The following is a 15,056-nucleotide window of genomic DNA, read 5'->3' as shown; positions in this document are numbered from 1 at the left end:
AGCGCCGCTACGATCCGGGCATAGGGAAGCCTCTCGCGCTCACTGCGCAGGGCGGGGATGGCCGGGACAAACCCGGCCGTGATGGCCCTCGATCGCTTGGCCGCGCCTGCCATCACTTGTGGATCAGCGTGCCGGTCCCCTGGTTGGTGAAGAGTTCGAGCAGCACCGCATGCTGCATCTTGCCGTCGATGATCACGACGCCCTGCACGCCCTGTTCGAGCGCGTAGATGCACGTCTCGACCTTCGGGATCATGCCGCCGGAAATGGTGCCGTCGGCGATCAGCTTGCGAGCGTCCTTGATCGACAGGTCGGGGATCAGCTTCTTGGATTTGTCGAGCACGCCGGGCACGTCAGTCAGGAGCAGAAGGCGCTTGGCCTTCAGCGCGCCCGCGATCGCACCGGCAAAGGTGTCGGCGTTGATGTTCAGCGTCTGGCCGTCCTTCGAGGTCGCCAGCGGCGCAAGCACCGGGATCAGCTCATAGCCGATCAGCTGGTTGAGCAGCGTGAGGTCGACCTTCTCGGGATCGCCGACGAAACCGAGATCGATCGCCTTCTCGATATTGGAGCCCGGATCGATCATGGTGCGGGTCGTCTTCGACGCCTTCACCATGTTGCCGTCCTTGCCGGAGAGGCCCACGGCCTTGCCGCCGGCCTCGTTGATGTAGCCGACGATCTGCTTGTTGACCGAGCCGGCCAGCACCATCTCGACGATCTCGATGGTCGCGGCGTCGGTGATGCGCAGGCCGGCCGCGAATTCCGACTGGATGCCGAGGCGCTGCAGCATAGTCGCGATCTGCGGACCGCCGCCATGCACGACCACCGGATTGACCGCCGTCTGTTCGAGCAGCACGATGTCGCGCGCGAAGGCCTTTGCAGTGTCCTCGGCGCCCATGGCATGGCCGCCATATTTGATGACGATGGTCTCTTCGTCATATTGCTGCATGTGCGGCAGCGCCTCGGACAGGATGCGGGCCTGATCGAGCGGGCTGATGTGCTGGTCGGTCATGGAGCTGGTCTCGTCGTCAGCGGAGGGTCGGGCGCGGTTCTATCTGATTGCCGGGCAGTGCGCAAAGCGGGAGCTATTCGTAGCCCGGATGGAGCGAAGCGCAATCCGGGTCTTTTCGCCTCGAGCGGCAGGCCGGATTTGGTGGAGCCTGTCATCGGGCGCGCATTCGCGCGACCCGTCGGCTCTATCCGGGCTACCGGTCAGCGCTTCGGCCACACAGCCGCGACCGCGAGCACCAGCCAGCTCAGGATCAGCAATGTTCCGCCAGTCGGCGCGGCCATCGGAAACAAGCCGTGGCCGGCATATTGGCGCGCCGTCAGGTCGCCCGCGAACAATGACGCCGCGATGACGAAGCCGCAGCCGGCCACTGTCCCGATCCGCGGATGAACAACGGCGCGCTCCGCCAGCGCGACGGTTGCGAGCGCGGCGGTAGCATGAAACAGCAGCATCGAGGACGCCGCGCCCAGCCGCGAGGCGTCCGGCAAATGGGCTGCGGCCGCCGCCAGCATCACGCCGCAGGCGCCCATGATGGCGGCAAGGCCGGTCAGGAGCCGGGGCAAGCCGTTCATCAGCGCCGTTCCTCGATCAGGCGCACCATCGCGGCGCGCAGCTCCGGCATGCCGTCGCCGGTGCGCGACGATGTCACCAGCACCTCGGGGAACGCTGCGGGATGCTTTGCCAGCGCCGCCGTGGTGTCGGCGATGACGGTCTTCAGTTCGCCGGCCTTGACCTGGTCGGCCTTGGTCAACACGACCTGATAGCTGACCGCGGACTTGTCGAGCGTCTTTAGCACGTCGAGATCGACGTCCTTGATGCCATGGCGGGCATCGATCAGCACATAGACCCGCGCCAGCGTCGCCCGTCCGAGCAGGAATTTGTGGATCAGCTCCGTCCACGACGCGACCTTGGTCTTGGGGGCGGAGGCGTAGCCATAGCCGGGCATGTCGACCAGCCGGAAGCCGGCCTTTTCAGGGCCCTCGAAGAAGATCAGCTCCTGGGTCCGTCCCGGCGTGTGTGAAGTCCGCGCCAGATTGCTGCGGCCGGTCAGCGCGTTGATCAGGCTCGACTTGCCGACATTGGAGCGGCCGGCAAAGGCGACCTCAAGGCCGGCCATCGGCGGCAGCGTTGCGATCGAGGGCGACGCCCAGATGAAGCGCCAGTCGCCGGCGAACAGCTTTCGCCCCTGCTCGATCAGTCTTGCGTCCGGTTCGACGGTCATTCCGAAGCATCCCCGCTCTGATGCCGGGCTTCCCGGCCATCCACGTCTCACGCTTGTCACGCTCCAATACGTTGATGCCCGGCACAAGGCCGGGCATCGTGATTGAGAAGGCTGATTTGCCTGAAAGCGCTACGTCGCCTTCCTGATGAACGTGGCCTTTAGATTGTCGAACAATTCCACCTTCACGCCGTTGCGGCGCATGATGAAGCTCTGCTGCAGCACCGAGAGCGTGTTGTTCCAGGCCCAGTAGATCACGAGTCCGGCCGGGAAGCCTGCCAGCATGAAGGTGAAGATCAGCGGCATCCAGTCGAAGATGATCTTCTGCGTTGGATCCGGCGGCGTCGGATTGAGCTTCATCTGGAACCACATCGTGATGCCCATGATGATCGGCCAGATGCCGAGCGCCAGATAGTGACCGAAGATCGGAAGCTGCGTCGGATCGTAGTGCAGCAGGCCGAACAGCGTGAACAGATTGGTCGGATCGGGCGCCGAGAGGTCCTTGATCCAGCCGAAGAACGGCGCGTGCCGCATTTCGATCGTGACGAACAGCACCTTGTAGAGCGAGAAGAATACCGGGATCTGGAGCGCGACGGGAAGACAACCGGCGATCGGGTTGATCTTCTCCTTCTTGTAGATCTCCATCATCTCCTGCTGCTGCTTCACGCGGTCGTCGGGATAGCGTTCCTTCAGCGCCTGCAGCTGCGGCTGCACCGACTTCATCTTCGCCATCGAGGCGTAGGACTTGTTGGCGAGCGGGAAGAACAAGAGCTTCACGATCACGGTAACGAGCAGGATCGAGACGCCGAAGTTGCCGAACAGGCGGTAGAACCAGTCGAGCGCCAGGAACATCGGCTTGGTGATGAAGTAGAACCAGCCCCAGTCGATCAACAGATCGAAATGGTTCAGCGCGAGCTCCTTGTTGTAGCCGCCGAAGCCGACCAGCGGGAAGTTGATGCCGACCACGCTGGCTTCCTTGGCGCCGGCGAACAGCCGCGCGTTGGCGCTGATGGTGCCGCCAGCCGGGAGCGTCTGCGCTGCCAGAAGATAGTCGGTCTGGTAGTTGTGGGTGTTGCCGACCGCTTCCGACGAGTAGCGCACATGCAGCTTGGCCGTGGTGTCGGGCAGCAGCGCCGACGCCCAATACTTGTCGGTCATGCCGAGCCAGCCGTTGGTGACGTCGAAGGTGAGCGACTTGGCGTCGTCGATCTTCTTGTAGGCGTATTCCTGCAGGCCCTGCTCGCCGAGATAGCCGATCAGGCCTTCATGCAGGATGTAGTAGCCGGAGACCTGCGGTGTGCCGTGACGCGCGATCAGCGCGAACGGATAGAGCGTGACCGACGCGTTGCCAGCATTGCTGACCTCGTCCTTGATGGTGAAGAGGTAGCGGTCGTCGATCGAAATGGTGCGGCGGAAGGTCAGGCCCTCGCCATTGTCGTATTTCAGCGTCACCGGCGTCGTCGGCGTCAGGCTGCCGGAACCCTCCTGCTGCCACACCGTGTTCTGGTCGGGGATGCGGGCCGTCGATCCGGTCGCGGGCACCCAGCCGAACTCGGCGTAATAGGGGGCGGCGGTCTGCGACGGCGAGAACAGCACGATCGGCGGCGAATGCGGATCCACCGTCTCGCGGAACTTGAGCAGCGCAATGTCGTCGATGCGTGCGCCCTTCAGCGAGATGCTGCCTGTGACGAGCGGGGTGTCGATCTTGACGCGCGGGCCCGCGGCCAGTGCCGCCTCGCGGCTGATCACCGGCCCGGCGGCGGCTGTCGACGGTGTCGTCGTGGGCGTGCCGCTGGCGGACGGCGAGGGAGTCGTGGTGGTCTGGCTTGGGGTCGCCTTGGGGGCCGGTTTCTGCAACTCGGTCTGCCGCTGGGCCTCGGCGCGCTGCTTCTCCATCTGCGGCACATTGTAGAAATATTGCCAGGCGATCAGGACGAGGCCGGACAGAATGACGGCAAGGATCGTGTTGCGGTTGTCGGACATCTCTTAAGGTCTCGTCATTCCGTTCGGAGTACGCGCCTTCGGCGCAGGCCGGTCGAGGCGGCGCAGCGCCGACCGCAGATCGTCTAGCATGGTCGCAAAGTCACGCGTCAGCGCGTCACGGCGGCCGACTAGCACATAATCATGGTGCGGCGGCATCGCTATGACGCCGACATGCTTCACCAGTTCGCGAAGCCGGCGGCGGATGCGGTTGCGCTCGGTCGCGGTGCCGTTTTTCTTGGTGACGGTGAAGCCAACGCGGATCGGACCATCATCGTCGCGGCGGCGTGCTTGCAGCACAAAGCCTGCGCTGTTCGCCCGCGCGCCATTGGCAACGGCGAGGAAGTCCGCCCGCTGCCTTAGCCGATCCATAAAGAATCTCCGGAGAGGAGATGTCCGGGCTCAGGCGCTCAGGCGCTTGCGGCCACGCGCGCGGCGCGCGGCGAGGACCTTGCGGCCGCCGGCCGTGGCGAGACGGGCGCGGAAGCCGTGACGGCGCTTGCGCACCAGTTTGCTGGGTTGATAAGTCCGCTTCACGGGTAATTCTCCGCTGACCGGGCAATTGCCGTTGAATTGAGATGAAGTCCGGTGATGCTGGCGAGCCCAAAATGGGCCGTTACGGCCCCAAACGAGCCGCCCCCGGTCGAGAACCGGGCCATCGCGGACAGTTGGCGCGGCTTATAAGGGAGTGCCCCCTTTTCGTCAATGTCGTAGGGTGACGCAAAAGACCTTCTTCGAAACGTCGCAATTGGGGCGAATATATCTGTTTTTGCGGGGTTTTTGACGGTGAGGAGCGCCTTGTGGTGCCGGCGGAACCGGCCGACATTAGCGATCCGTAATTTGACCGGCTTGGGGGCCGGGTCGCATCTTCCTCCAGCCCCTGAGCCAAGCAAGGCTTTATCTTGTGGCTGTAACTGACGATCAGGCAACCGCGCTGAAGCAGCGGCCCAAGCCGTCCCTCCGGCTCGGGCTGTCAGGCAAGCTTTTGCTGCTGACGATCCCCCTGGTGATGATCGCCGGGCTCCTGATCTATGTGCCGGCGATCGCCAACTTCCGGATGAACCGGCTGAACGATCGCCTGGCCGCCGCCAACACCGCGGCGCTGGTGCTGGATGCTGCGCCCTCCGGCATGGTGCCGGATTCGCTGGCGCGGCAGATCCTGACCAGCATCGGCGCTCGCGCCGTTGCCATCAAAATGGGCCAGCAGCGCCGCCTGCTCGCCAGCGCCGACCTGCCGGCGGCGATCGACCACGACGTCGACATGCGCACCATGACGGTGTGGTCGGCGATCGTCGATGCCTTCGAACTCATGCTGGAGCACGGCGACCAGACCATCCGCGTGGTCGGGCCTGCCCCGGGTCAGGCGCAGTTCATCGAGGTCGTGATCGACGAGAAGCCGCTGCGGCAGGCGATGTACCGCTTCTCGCGCAACGTGCTCGTCGTCGCGCTGCTGATCGCCGGCCTGACCGCCGGCCTCGTCTATCTCGCACTCCACTATCTGTTCGTCCGCCCGATGCGGCGGCTGACCGCGAGCCTGGTCGGCTTCCACGAAAATCCGGAGAGCTCGGCGCGAATCATCGTGCCGAGCCAGCGCGGCGACGAGATCGGCGTTGCCGAGCGCGAGCTGTCGGACATGCAGCGCGACCTAGTCTCGATGCTGCATCAGAAGAGCCGGCTCGCCGCGCTCGGTCTTGCCGTCTCCAAGATCAACCACGACCTGCGCAACCTGCTGGCGTCCTCACAGCTACTGTCGGACCAGCTCGCCAGCGTGCCCGATCCGCGGGTGCAGCGTTTTGCGCCGAAACTGCTGCGCTCGCTCGAGCGCGCCATCGCGTTCTGCCAGTCGACGCTGTCCTATGGCCGCGCGCAGGAGGCGGCGCCCGACCGCCGCGTGATGCTGGTCGAGCCGGCGGTTGCCGAGGTTCGCGAATCTGTGGGCCTGGCGACGGATGCCTCGATCACCTGGATCAGCGCGATCGAGCGCGGGCTCACGATCGACGCCGATCCGGACCAGCTGTTCCGCGTGCTGCTCAACCTGGTGCGCAATGCGGTGCAGGCGCTGGAAAGCCATCCCGACGCCTCAACCATGCAGATCCGCATCACCGGCCGCCGCGAGGGGACGGTGGCGATCATTGAAGTCTCCGACACCGGCCCCGGCGTACCGGCGAAGGCGCGCGAGCATCTGTTCGAGGCGTTCCAGACCTCCGGCCGCCCGGGCGGCAGCGGGCTGGGCCTTGCCATCGCCGCCGAGCTGATCCGCGCCCATGGCGGCGCCATCCATCTGGTCGAGGGCACTATCGGCGCCACCTTCCGGATCTCGATCCCAGACCGCCCGGTGGAACTGCTTTCGGTGCGGAACGAGCGGGCGCGGGCGTAAGCCGGGGCTCTCTCATCGTTATTCGGTGGAATGATCGGCAAATCAGTCCAGGAATCCCGGATATTGGCGCTTCCGGACAAGACCGCGTGCCCGGAATGACGGGAAAGCCCGCTTCGGGTGCCGTTTTCGGCTTTTCCCGCCAAATCGTGCGCCTGAACATGCCTGCCAGACCTTGCCAACCGGACCGGGAGCCTGTAGCTAGAGCGCTCTTTCGCGACGGTCCGGGCCTTCCCGGCCCCACACGGGCTCAAGCCCTGCCGCGAAGATGCGCCCGTAGCTCAGCTGGATAGAGCATCAGACTACGAATCTGAGGGTCGGACGTTCGAATCGTTCCGGGCGCGCCATTCGGCATCAGGTGATCCTTCGACGCTCTCTGAGCAAAGTGCTGCCGCGAGTCTCACGGGCGGGAGCCGCTCGAATCCTTCCAAGGCGTTGACCGCCTTCACCAAGGCTCGTGTCGTGCGGCTCACGCGGCGCGACCGATCGGCCGCTCCATTCTTCCACCTCCGCTTGCATCACGGTCAAATCCGCAATGCCGTCGGGCCCTGTTCAGCACGACAATTTCGTCGCATCGTCAGAACCTGTGTAAGCGCTCAGCCAATACCCTGGCTCCGGGATTGGATTAGATGTGCGAAGAAGCCTCCGGCTTGAACGGAGGTTTGGGATGGGATTGGACGGCAAAAAAGACGCCCATTTGGACAGCTCAACAGTTGGGTCTGGAGCAGTCAGCCGGCTTGAAGTGCTTGAGGGACCGTCCGGGCGTCGTGTGCGTTCAGATGCCGAGTGGGCTCGGATCGTCGGCGAAAGTCTGCTGCCCGGCGCTCAGGTGGCGGAGGTAGCGCGCAAGCACGGAGCGACGCGCTGGCAAATTTACGATTGGCGACGACGCTTCCGACGGCGCGGCGAATTACCGTCGTGCGAGGCTCCGCAGCCGCCGTTCGCGCCGCTGGTCGTGGACGGGCCGTTAGAGGAGCGTCACGTTCCGGCAGTCAAGCTCGAGATTGCGATTGGCGACGTCGTCGTGCGGACGGACGCGGCGATAGATGGGGAGCAGCTGTCTCGATTGATCCGCGCGGTGCGGGCGTCGCGATGATTGTCCCCGGCTCCGAACTGAAGATTTATATCGCGACGCGGCCCGTCGACTTCCGCTGTGGGCACGATGGGCTTGCTGCGAAGGTGCAGGAGATGCTTGGCCTCGATCCGTTCAGCGGTGCAGCCTTCGTGTTCCGGTCGAAACGGGCGGACCGGATCAAGATTCTGGTGTGGGATCGAACGGGCCTGGTGCTGGTGCATAAACGCCTCGAGGGTTGCAAGTTCGTGTGGCCAAAGATTGCGGACGGCGTGATGCGGATATCGCCGGCGATGTTCGCCGCGCTGTTTGAGGGCCTGGATTGGCGGTTGGTCCGCCCGGAGGAAGCGCGGCGTCCACAGATCGCTGGATAAGTGCGGCAGAATGACTCTGTGCCGAGTTGGGCATGGCGCCGTCGGCGCAGATGTGCTCGACATGGCGCATGAGCACCGCGACGCTTCGCGACGAGAATGAACGCCTGAAGGCGCTTTTAGCGCAAACGCAGGCAGCATTGAGCGAACATCAAGCGGCGTTGGCAACGTCGGAAGAAGCGCGGCGCCGGTTGGAGGTCATTCTCGGGGAACTACGCCGAGAGAAGTTCGGAGCGAAGTCCGAGAAGCTGCGGCCAGATCAATATCATTTGCCGCTCGAAGACGTGGAGATCGCGCAAGGCGTCCTGGACGCGGCACAAGAGAAGGCTGCGACGGTCATCAGGGGCCGATCGCGTGCTGAATCGGATCAGGACCGTCATCGCAATCGGGGCTGCTTGCCCGCCCATTTGCCGCAGGTGGAGCGGATCCTCGAGCCTGCGAGCACGTTCTGTCCGTGCGGTTGCGGCGCGATGACGAAGATCGGCGAGGACGTCAGCAAACGCCTTGACGTGATCCCGGCACAATGGCGCGTGCTGGTCACGCGTCGCCCGAAATACATCTGCCGCCGCTGCTCCGGCCCTGTCGTGCAGGCGCACGCACCAGAGCATGTCGTGCCTGGTGGACTACCGACCGAAGCGGCGATTGCGCAGGTGATCGTCTCCAAGTTTGGCGACCATACGCCGTTTTACCGTCAGGCCGAGATCTATGCGCGCCAGGGGATTCGACTTGATCGGGCGACACTGGGCAACTGGTCCGGTCGCGCCTGCTTCCATCTGCAGCCCGTTGCCGACCGCATGCGCTGCCATCTGGCAGCGGCGGATCGCCTGTTCATGGATGAAACCACGGCGCCGGTGCTCGATCCCGGGCGTGGTCAAACGAAGAAGGGTTACTTCTGGGCGATCGTCTCCGACGACCGCGGCCATAGCGGCCCAAGTCCGCCGATCGTGCTGTTCCGATATGCCCCCGGTCGCAGCGGCGCCTTCGCTGAGCAGTTCCTGGACGGCTTCACCGGACGCTTCCTGCAATGCGATGCCTACGACGGCTATGATCGGCTGATCGAAGTCGCTCGACCGCAAGGACCCTGGACGCTCGTACACTGCTGGAGCCATTTGCGCCGGCGCTTCGTCAAATTGGCCCGCAACAGTAAATCGCCGATCGCCGAGGCCGCCGTCCGGCAGATCGCACAGCTCTACGGCATCGAAGCCATGGCACGCGGTTCATCGCCGGACATCAGGCTGGCCGCGCGCAAGGAACACTCGCGGCCCCTCGTCGAGGCGTTGAAGCCGTGGTTCGAGAAACAGCTGTCGATGATCTCCAGCGGCTCGACGCTCGCTGATGACATCCGCTACGCGCTCAATCATTGGCAGAGGCTGACGCGCTTCCTCGATGACGGGCGGCTCGAGCTCGACACCAATCCGGTTGAAAACGCGATCCGGCCGATCTGCTTGACCAGAAAAAACGCACTCTTCGCTGGTCATGAGGTCGGAGCCGAAAACTGGGCCTTGCTCGCATCCATCGTGGCGACCTGTAAGCTCAACGACGTCAACCCGGCCGCCTACATCGCCGAAACGCTCACGGCGATCATCGCCGGCCATCCCCAAAGCGAAATCGACGACTTAATGCCATGGCGGTTCCGCAAAACGTCAAGCCAGCATCAATAGGGTGGCGGTTAAGCGCTTACGAACCTGTGTCCCATGGCCGGCGACAAACGCCACATGGCAACGGGTGATCAGTGCCAGCGCGGTCCGGGAGAGTGAAATGATGTCGGACAAAGCCATCCTCGCCTGCATCGTCTGCAGTGCCGTGATCCTGGGTTCGCTGGGCGCGTCCGTGCGGGCGCAGACGCCGTCGAGCTGCAAGGGGCCGCATGCGGGCGCCACGGGCGCCCCGATATTCTCGCCGCCGCTCGCCAGTGTGGTGACGGGGACGGGACGGCTGCAAATCTATTCGGCGCCGAACCTGCACTGCCCGATCAGCGGTGTCTTCGTCATTCCGAAGGATGAACTCGTGATCTACGCGCAAACCCGCGACGGCTGGTCGTCCGTGATGTATGCAAATGCCAAGATGGGCAACAACGTCTCGGGTTGGGTGAGGTCGGCCCGGCTCAAGCAAACCGGGACTGTCGGCCCGAAGCAATAGGCTGGACAGCAACCTAAGCGGTGCGCCAGAATTCGCTTTTGGGATCCAGTCGCGTGCCGATCTGCGCTGTGCTCACCTTGATCGCGTTGTCGCTCCGCGGGCTGGCCAGCCGCTCGAAGAGCGCCGATTCCTGACGCGAGGGTCGGACCTTCAATGGATCGCCGCGTACATGATCTTTTCCTCCGTCGCCTCGACCGCGGAGAATTCCTCGACGACCTTGCCCTGGCGCGACACGAGGATGCGGTCGGAGAGGGCCATGATCTCGGGCAGGTAGGACGAGATCACGACCACAGCCTTGCCCTCGTCCGCGAGGTGGTTGATCAGCTCGTGGATCTCGACAATGGCGCCGACGTCGACGCCGCGCGTCGGCTCGTCGAAGATGATCAGATCGGGCTCCTGCACGAGCGACTTGGCGATCACGACCTTCTGCTGGTTGCCGCCGGACAGCTCGACGACCTTGGCCTCGTCGCCGATGGCGCGAACCTTCAGCCGCTCGGTCCAGGTCTTGCCGGCCGCGTTGGTCTCGCGCCGCGACAGGATCATCCGGCCTTTGGGAAACTTGGAGAGCAGGCCGAGGTAGATGTTGCGGGCGATCGAGGCGGTTTCGAAGAAGCCTTCGACCTTGCGGTCCTCGGTCACATAGGCGATGCCGGCTTTCACGGCGGGCGCCGGCACGCGGTAGCGCACCGGCTTGTCGTGCAGCAGGATCTCGCCGCCGTGGAAGAAGTCGCGCTTCAGCACACCGGAGACGATCTTGAAGGTTTCGGTCCGGCCAGCGCCGACCAGGCCGAATACGCCGGTGATCTGCCCGGCGAAGACCGACAGAGAATTGTTCTTCACCATCGGCGCCATCTTGAGGTTCTGCACCGTGAGAACGCGCGCTCCCGCCGGCCGCACGCTCTTCTTCTTCGCGCCGTAAAGCGTGTTGGAGAGATCGCGTCCCACCATCGCCTGCACGATCGCCGCACGATCGAACTTCGCGGCATCGTCGGTGACGACGTGCTTGCCGTCGCGCAGCACGGTGATGCGATCGGCGAGCAGCAGCGCCTCTTCCAGCGCGTGCGAGATGAAGATGATCGAGACGCCGCGCTTCTTCAGGTCGCGGACGAGGTCTAAGAAGTACTTCTTCTCCTCCGGCGTCAGCGTCGCGGTCGGCTCGTCAAAGATGATGACCTTGGCCTTGTGCAGAACGGCGCGGGCGATTTCCACCATCTGCTTCTTGGCGGCGCCGAGCCCGCTCACGGTCGCGGTCGGGGTCACGTCGAAATTGAGCGATTGCAGGAACTGCTGCGCGGCGATGTAGATGCCGCGCAGCCGATTGTAGAACTTCTCCTGCCCGAGGAAGAGGTTTTGCGCGACGGTCATGGTCGGCACCAGGCTGTTCTCTTGGAACACCATAGCGATGCCGAGGTTGCGAGCCTCGAGCGGTGTCCGCGGCGCGACATCGGCGCCGTCGACGGTCATGGTGCCCGAGGTCAGCGTCACGACGCCGGCCATCACCTTCGTCAGCGTCGACTTGCCGGCGCCGTTCTCGCCGACCAGTGCGTGGATCTCGCCGCGGCGGAGATCGAAGTCGACGTCCTCGATGGCGGGCACGCCGGCATAGAGCTTGGTCGCCTTGCGCAGCGAAAGCACAGTATCGTTCATGCGCCGAACTCCTCCGCAAGGCCGGCCAGCGGCAGTTTCAGGACGCGGCCCGGCCCCTTGGCGATCAGCACGAGATCTCCGCCCATCTCGACCGCCGCGACCACGCCGTGATTGATGCCGTCGACCCGGCTGTGCAGCGAGTAGAGCGGCTTGCCGTCCGCGCTCAGGCGGATGACGAGCCCGTAGGAGCGCGGCGGCGCCCACGGCTTGATGACGCCCATCGTCTTGATGTGCGCGCCTTGCATCGGCTCCTTGAACGAGAAGCCGGAACGCAGGCGCGGCGCGACCCAATAAGCCGGATCGATCTCGGCCATCATGCGGCGCCGGTAGGCCGGCTCGCGCAGCACGAACTCGACGAGCTGGGTGCGCGCGGTGAATGCGGTGAGCCAGTACCCCCCCGCGGCAGCCTTCGACAGCCGCGACGGGTAGACCGGCAGGCGGCCGAGCACGACCTGCGGCGTTTGCCCGTTCTTGATCAGGATCAGACGATGGCGCCAGCTCTCGCTGACCAGCACGCCGTCGCCGTGCGCGCAGGCGCCGAACGCGTAACCGAGCCTGGAGGCCAATGGCGTGACCGATCGGGTCTTGGGGTCGAGCCGGAAGACGCGACCGCTGCGGTTGAGCTCCATCAGGTCGCGCGCCCAATCGTCGACAATGCAAGTCGTTGAGCCGTCGGTCGCAATCAAGCTCCCGTCGCTGGCCTGCGTCAGTGCGTTGATCGCGTTGAAGGTCGTGTCGTTGAAGGTGACGCTTGGTTCGCTTGAGGATGGGTCTGAAAAGAGGCGCACCTCGCGTCCACCGAGCGCAACCGCGACGCCGCCATCCGCCAGCGCGCAGAGCGCCGAGATCGACTGCTCGAAACTGCGGATTTCCGTGGTGGCGCTGCCGTTGAGACGCAGCAGGCGCCGGCCGTCCGCGACATGGAGATTGCGGCCGTCGGTCGCGAGGTCCTCGGGCGCTTCGCATTCCAGCAAGGTCGCCGCGGCTTCCAGCTTCTGGTTCGGTTTGAGCGCGCCGTCGAAGGACGGCACGGTGATGGTGGCTTCGCCGCGCCCGAGGAAGCGGTTGGCGATTTCCCTGACGGCGGCGATCACGACAGCTTCCCCCAGCGCTTGTCATACTGCACGAAGTTCGGGTCGGCGTTCTCGAGCTTGTAGCGGCCGATCCGGTTGTTGGCGATGCCGCCGAGATAGAGATAGCCGCGATGCTCGCGCATCGAGGTGATCATCGGATGGTTCTCGCCGCGAAGGTCCCAGAACGATTCGAGGATCTTGCCCTGCTCGTTGAACTTGACGACACAGCCGGTGTTGATGTTCGGGAACAGCCATTCGTCGACCGGGACCCGCTTGGCCATGCGGCGGCGGAAGCCGGGCATGTTCCAGGCGAGGTCGAGCGAGGGGCTGCGCATGCCGACCAGCGCCAGCCAGTAATTGCCGTCGGAGGCGAGGTTGATGTTGTCGGGGTAGCCCGGCAAATTGTCCATGACGACCTCGACCTTGCCCTTGTTCGGTCCCGCGAACCAGTAGCGCTTGATCGAGCAGCCGAACGTCTCGGCGAACAGGATGGACTGGCCGTCGCTGGCGACGCAGATGCCGTTGGGGAATTTCAGGCCACGCAGCGCCGTGTGCGTGGCGCCGGTCTTGGTATCGTAGCAGATGATGCGGCCGTTGCCGCGCGCCTCCAGCCCGTCGATCGGCCATTCGTCCATCTCGTAGCGCACGGTCGCTTCGGAGAAGAAGATCAAGCCGTCGTCGGTGATGTCGAGGTCGTCGGCCAGCCGCAGGCGGCTGTCGTCGTTCACCGAATGCATGCTGCGGTTGGTTTCGTCGGTGGCCTTCTCGACGGTGCCGTCCGGCTTGATGCGGTAGAGCCCCATGCCGCCGATGCAGACATAAAGGTTGTCCTGCCGGTCGAACGCCATGCCGAGCGGCTGGCCGCCGATATGGGCGAACACCTCCATTCTCTCATAATCGGGGGCGAAGAAGCGGATGATGTCGCCGTGGCGCGAGCCGGCGTAGAGATTGTCGTTGCGATCGAGGATGACGTCCTCGGGCGCCTCGATGCGGCCGAGGCCGATCAACTGGACGTCGCGCAGCTTGTCGTTCTGCTCGAACGGCCCGCCCTGGCCGATCTCGGTGGGCGGAGGCGGCGGAAGTGCATGATAGGTCGGCGCGACATAGACCTTGCTGATGATCCGGGTGCGGTTCTTCTGCCAGCGGATGTCCACCATCGCGGCCACCAGCAGGATTCCGGCGAGCGCCATGCGATTGATGCCGCCGCGCGCGTTCAGCGTCGTCAGGCCGTTGGTGATCAGGAGCACGATCAGTACGCCGACCAGCGATTTGGCGACCGAGCCCTTGCCGCCGCCGAGCGTGATGCCGCCGAGCACGGTCGCCGTCAGCACGATCACCTCGAGGCCGACACCGATGTCGCCGCCGACGGTGCCGAGGCGGGCGGCGAAGAATAGCGCGCCGATGCTGGTGAGCACGCCGCTCGCGACATAGCAGAGCGCGATGGTGCGGCGAACCGGGATGCCGGAATTGTAGGCCGAGCGACGCGAGCCGCCGATCGCGGTGATGTGCCAGCCCGGGCGCAACCGCGTCATGAAGATATGGCCGAAGATCGCGATCGCGATATAGACCAGCGCAACGCTCGGAATGCCGAACACGTCGCCGCCGCCGATGAAGTTCCAGGACGGGATGTCGGGGAAGGCGGCGGCAATGTCGTTGGAATAACGCTGGATCAGCAGATCGAAGGTCGAACGGTAGATGATCAGGGTGATCAGCGTGGTGATGAAGGCGCGCAGCCGCAGGTAACCGATCAGGACGCCGTTGACGGCGCCGAGCAGCGCGCCGCAGAGCAGGGTCGCGGCCACTACCGCCGGCACCGGCCAGCCGAGCACGTCGAGCAGATAGAGCGCGCAGAAATCGGTCAGCGCGAAGATCGATCCAACCGAAAGGTCGATGCCGCCGACGATGACGACGAGCGCCATGCCGAGCCCAATGAAGCCGATCTCGCCGGCCTGGCGCGCGGTGTCGGCAAGGCTCGACGGCGACAGGAAATGATCGATGGAGCGGCTCAGCGCGAAGCCGACGATCAGCAGGAGGATCACCGGAATAGCGGTTTCGGTCCATCGCTTGGACAGGATCTCGCCGAGGAGATGATCCGGCCAATAGCGATAACGCAGGCTCGTCAGGGTGTCGCGCATCGGCATTCCAGCAGGTGTTGGAGTCTGGAGAACGACGTCCCGG

14 protein-coding genes and 1 tRNA gene are annotated in these 15,056 nt (G+C 64.6%); 6 read left to right on the top strand and 9 right to left on the bottom strand.

Annotated features, from left to right (window positions below):
• Positions 1 to 112 precede the first annotated feature (112 nt).
• The 6 genes from argB to rpmH form a co-directional block, all read right to left on the bottom strand.
• Positions 113 to 1,006, bottom strand: coding sequence for an acetylglutamate kinase (argB, locus tag MTX19_RS38030; protein WP_280975223.1), 894 nt, complete (start codon positions 1,004 to 1,006; stop codon positions 113 to 115).
• A 200-nt stretch (positions 1,007 to 1,206) separates the two neighbouring features.
• The gene (locus MTX19_RS38025; RefSeq protein WP_280981743.1) at positions 1,207 to 1,575 is read right to left on the bottom strand and encodes a DUF423 domain-containing protein; all 369 of its coding nucleotides are present in this window, start codon (positions 1,573 to 1,575) and stop codon (positions 1,207 to 1,209) included.
• Positions 1,575 to 2,225 (bottom strand): ribosome biogenesis GTP-binding protein YihA/YsxC, encoded by a 651-nt coding sequence (gene yihA / locus MTX19_RS38020; protein WP_280981742.1) that lies wholly within the window; start codon positions 2,223 to 2,225, stop codon positions 1,575 to 1,577. The genes MTX19_RS38025 and yihA overlap by 1 nt, the downstream gene beginning before the upstream one ends.
• Before the next feature lie 129 nt (positions 2,226 to 2,354).
• On the bottom strand, positions 2,355 to 4,205 hold the full coding sequence (gene yidC / locus MTX19_RS38015) for a membrane protein insertase YidC (protein ID WP_280981741.1): 1,851 nt from the start codon (positions 4,203 to 4,205) through the stop codon (positions 2,355 to 2,357).
• A gap of 3 nt (positions 4,206 to 4,208) precedes the next feature.
• Positions 4,209 to 4,574 carry a ribonuclease P protein component gene (gene rnpA / locus MTX19_RS38010; protein ID WP_280981740.1) on the bottom strand — a complete coding sequence of 122 codons (366 nt, stop codon included), beginning with the start codon at positions 4,572 to 4,574 and terminating at the stop codon, positions 4,209 to 4,211.
• A 30-nt stretch (positions 4,575 to 4,604) separates the two neighbouring features.
• Positions 4,605 to 4,739, bottom strand: a complete 135-nt coding sequence (rpmH, locus tag MTX19_RS38005) for a 50S ribosomal protein L34 (RefSeq protein ID WP_008542748.1) — start codon at positions 4,737 to 4,739, stop codon at positions 4,605 to 4,607.
• A gap of 367 nt (positions 4,740 to 5,106) precedes the next feature.
• Between rpmH and MTX19_RS38000 the strand changes: the two genes are divergently transcribed.
• The 6 genes from MTX19_RS38000 (at position 5,107) to MTX19_RS37975 (ending at position 10,158) form a co-directional block, all read left to right on the top strand.
• Positions 5,107 to 6,579 (top strand): HAMP domain-containing sensor histidine kinase, encoded by a 1,473-nt coding sequence (locus tag MTX19_RS38000; RefSeq protein WP_280975228.1) that lies wholly within the window; start codon positions 5,107 to 5,109, stop codon positions 6,577 to 6,579.
• 267 nt (positions 6,580 to 6,846) lie between these two features.
• Positions 6,847 to 6,923 (top strand) — tRNA-Arg (locus tag MTX19_RS37995).
• A gap of 320 nt (positions 6,924 to 7,243) precedes the next feature.
• Positions 7,244 to 7,672 carry a transposase gene (locus MTX19_RS37990; protein ID WP_280981739.1) on the top strand — a complete coding sequence of 143 codons (429 nt, stop codon included), beginning with the start codon at positions 7,244 to 7,246 and terminating at the stop codon, positions 7,670 to 7,672.
• Complete coding sequence (tnpB, locus tag MTX19_RS37985) at positions 7,669 to 8,022, top strand: IS66 family insertion sequence element accessory protein TnpB (protein WP_128930932.1); 354 nt, start codon at positions 7,669 to 7,671, stop codon at positions 8,020 to 8,022. Before MTX19_RS37990 ends, tnpB begins: the two co-directional genes overlap by 4 nt.
• A gap of 68 nt (positions 8,023 to 8,090) precedes the next feature.
• The gene (locus tag MTX19_RS37980; protein WP_280986155.1) at positions 8,091 to 9,680 is read left to right on the top strand and encodes an IS66 family transposase; all 1,590 of its coding nucleotides are present in this window, start codon (positions 8,091 to 8,093) and stop codon (positions 9,678 to 9,680) included.
• Between the two features lie 97 nt (positions 9,681 to 9,777).
• On the top strand, positions 9,778 to 10,158 hold the full coding sequence (locus MTX19_RS37975; RefSeq protein ID WP_280981737.1) for a hypothetical protein: 381 nt from the start codon (positions 9,778 to 9,780) through the stop codon (positions 10,156 to 10,158).
• A 150-nt stretch (positions 10,159 to 10,308) separates the two neighbouring features.
• Here the strand turns inward: MTX19_RS37975 and MTX19_RS37970 are convergent, their stop codons facing one another.
• Genes MTX19_RS37970 through MTX19_RS37960 form a run of 3 tightly spaced genes read right to left on the bottom strand, consistent with a single transcriptional unit; the run spans position 10,309 to position 15,019 of the window.
• Positions 10,309 to 11,805 carry a sugar ABC transporter ATP-binding protein gene (locus tag MTX19_RS37970; RefSeq protein WP_280981736.1) on the bottom strand — a complete coding sequence of 499 codons (1,497 nt, stop codon included), beginning with the start codon at positions 11,803 to 11,805 and terminating at the stop codon, positions 10,309 to 10,311.
• Positions 11,802 to 12,899 (bottom strand): hypothetical protein, encoded by a 1,098-nt coding sequence (locus MTX19_RS37965; protein ID WP_280985753.1) that lies wholly within the window; start codon positions 12,897 to 12,899, stop codon positions 11,802 to 11,804. Before MTX19_RS37965 ends, MTX19_RS37970 begins: the two co-directional genes overlap by 4 nt.
• Positions 12,896 to 15,019 (bottom strand): SMP-30/gluconolactonase/LRE family protein, encoded by a 2,124-nt coding sequence (locus MTX19_RS37960; protein WP_280981735.1) that lies wholly within the window; start codon positions 15,017 to 15,019, stop codon positions 12,896 to 12,898. The genes MTX19_RS37965 and MTX19_RS37960 overlap by 4 nt, the downstream gene beginning before the upstream one ends.
• Between the last annotated feature and the right edge of the window lie 37 nt (positions 15,020 to 15,056).

It is taken from the genome of Bradyrhizobium sp. ISRA464 (assembly GCF_029910095.1).
Taxonomy (GTDB): Bacteria; Pseudomonadota; Alphaproteobacteria; order Rhizobiales; family Xanthobacteraceae; genus Bradyrhizobium.
The sequence above is the reverse complement of the archived record's forward strand: the minus strand, read 5'-3'. Positions and strand labels throughout refer to the sequence as shown.

Excerpts from the sequence above, each read along its gene's own strand:
- argB (WP_280975223.1), bottom strand. The coding sequence starts at position 1,006 with ATGACCGACCAGCACATCAGCCCGCTCGATCAGGCCCGCATCCTGTCC.
- MTX19_RS38025 (WP_280981743.1), bottom strand. The coding sequence starts at position 1,575 with ATGAACGGCTTGCCCCGGCTCCTGACCGGCCTTGCCGCCATCATGGGC.
- yihA (WP_280981742.1), bottom strand. The coding sequence starts at position 2,225 with ATGACCGTCGAACCGGACGCAAGACTGATCGAGCAGGGGCGAAAGCTG.
- yidC (WP_280981741.1), bottom strand. The coding sequence starts at position 4,205 with ATGTCCGACAACCGCAACACGATCCTTGCCGTCATTCTGTCCGGCCTC.
- rnpA (WP_280981740.1), bottom strand. The coding sequence starts at position 4,574 with ATGGATCGGCTAAGGCAGCGGGCGGACTTCCTCGCCGTTGCCAATGGC.
- MTX19_RS37990 (WP_280981739.1), top strand. The coding sequence starts at position 7,244 with ATGGGATTGGACGGCAAAAAAGACGCCCATTTGGACAGCTCAACAGTT.
- tnpB (WP_128930932.1), top strand. The coding sequence starts at position 7,669 with ATGATTGTCCCCGGCTCCGAACTGAAGATTTATATCGCGACGCGGCCC.
- MTX19_RS37980 (WP_280986155.1), top strand. The coding sequence starts at position 8,091 with ATGAGCACCGCGACGCTTCGCGACGAGAATGAACGCCTGAAGGCGCTT.
- MTX19_RS37975 (WP_280981737.1), top strand. The coding sequence starts at position 9,778 with ATGATGTCGGACAAAGCCATCCTCGCCTGCATCGTCTGCAGTGCCGTG.
- MTX19_RS37970 (WP_280981736.1), bottom strand. The coding sequence starts at position 11,805 with ATGAACGATACTGTGCTTTCGCTGCGCAAGGCGACCAAGCTCTATGCC.
- MTX19_RS37960 (WP_280981735.1), bottom strand. The coding sequence starts at position 15,019 with ATGCCGATGCGCGACACCCTGACGAGCCTGCGTTATCGCTATTGGCCG.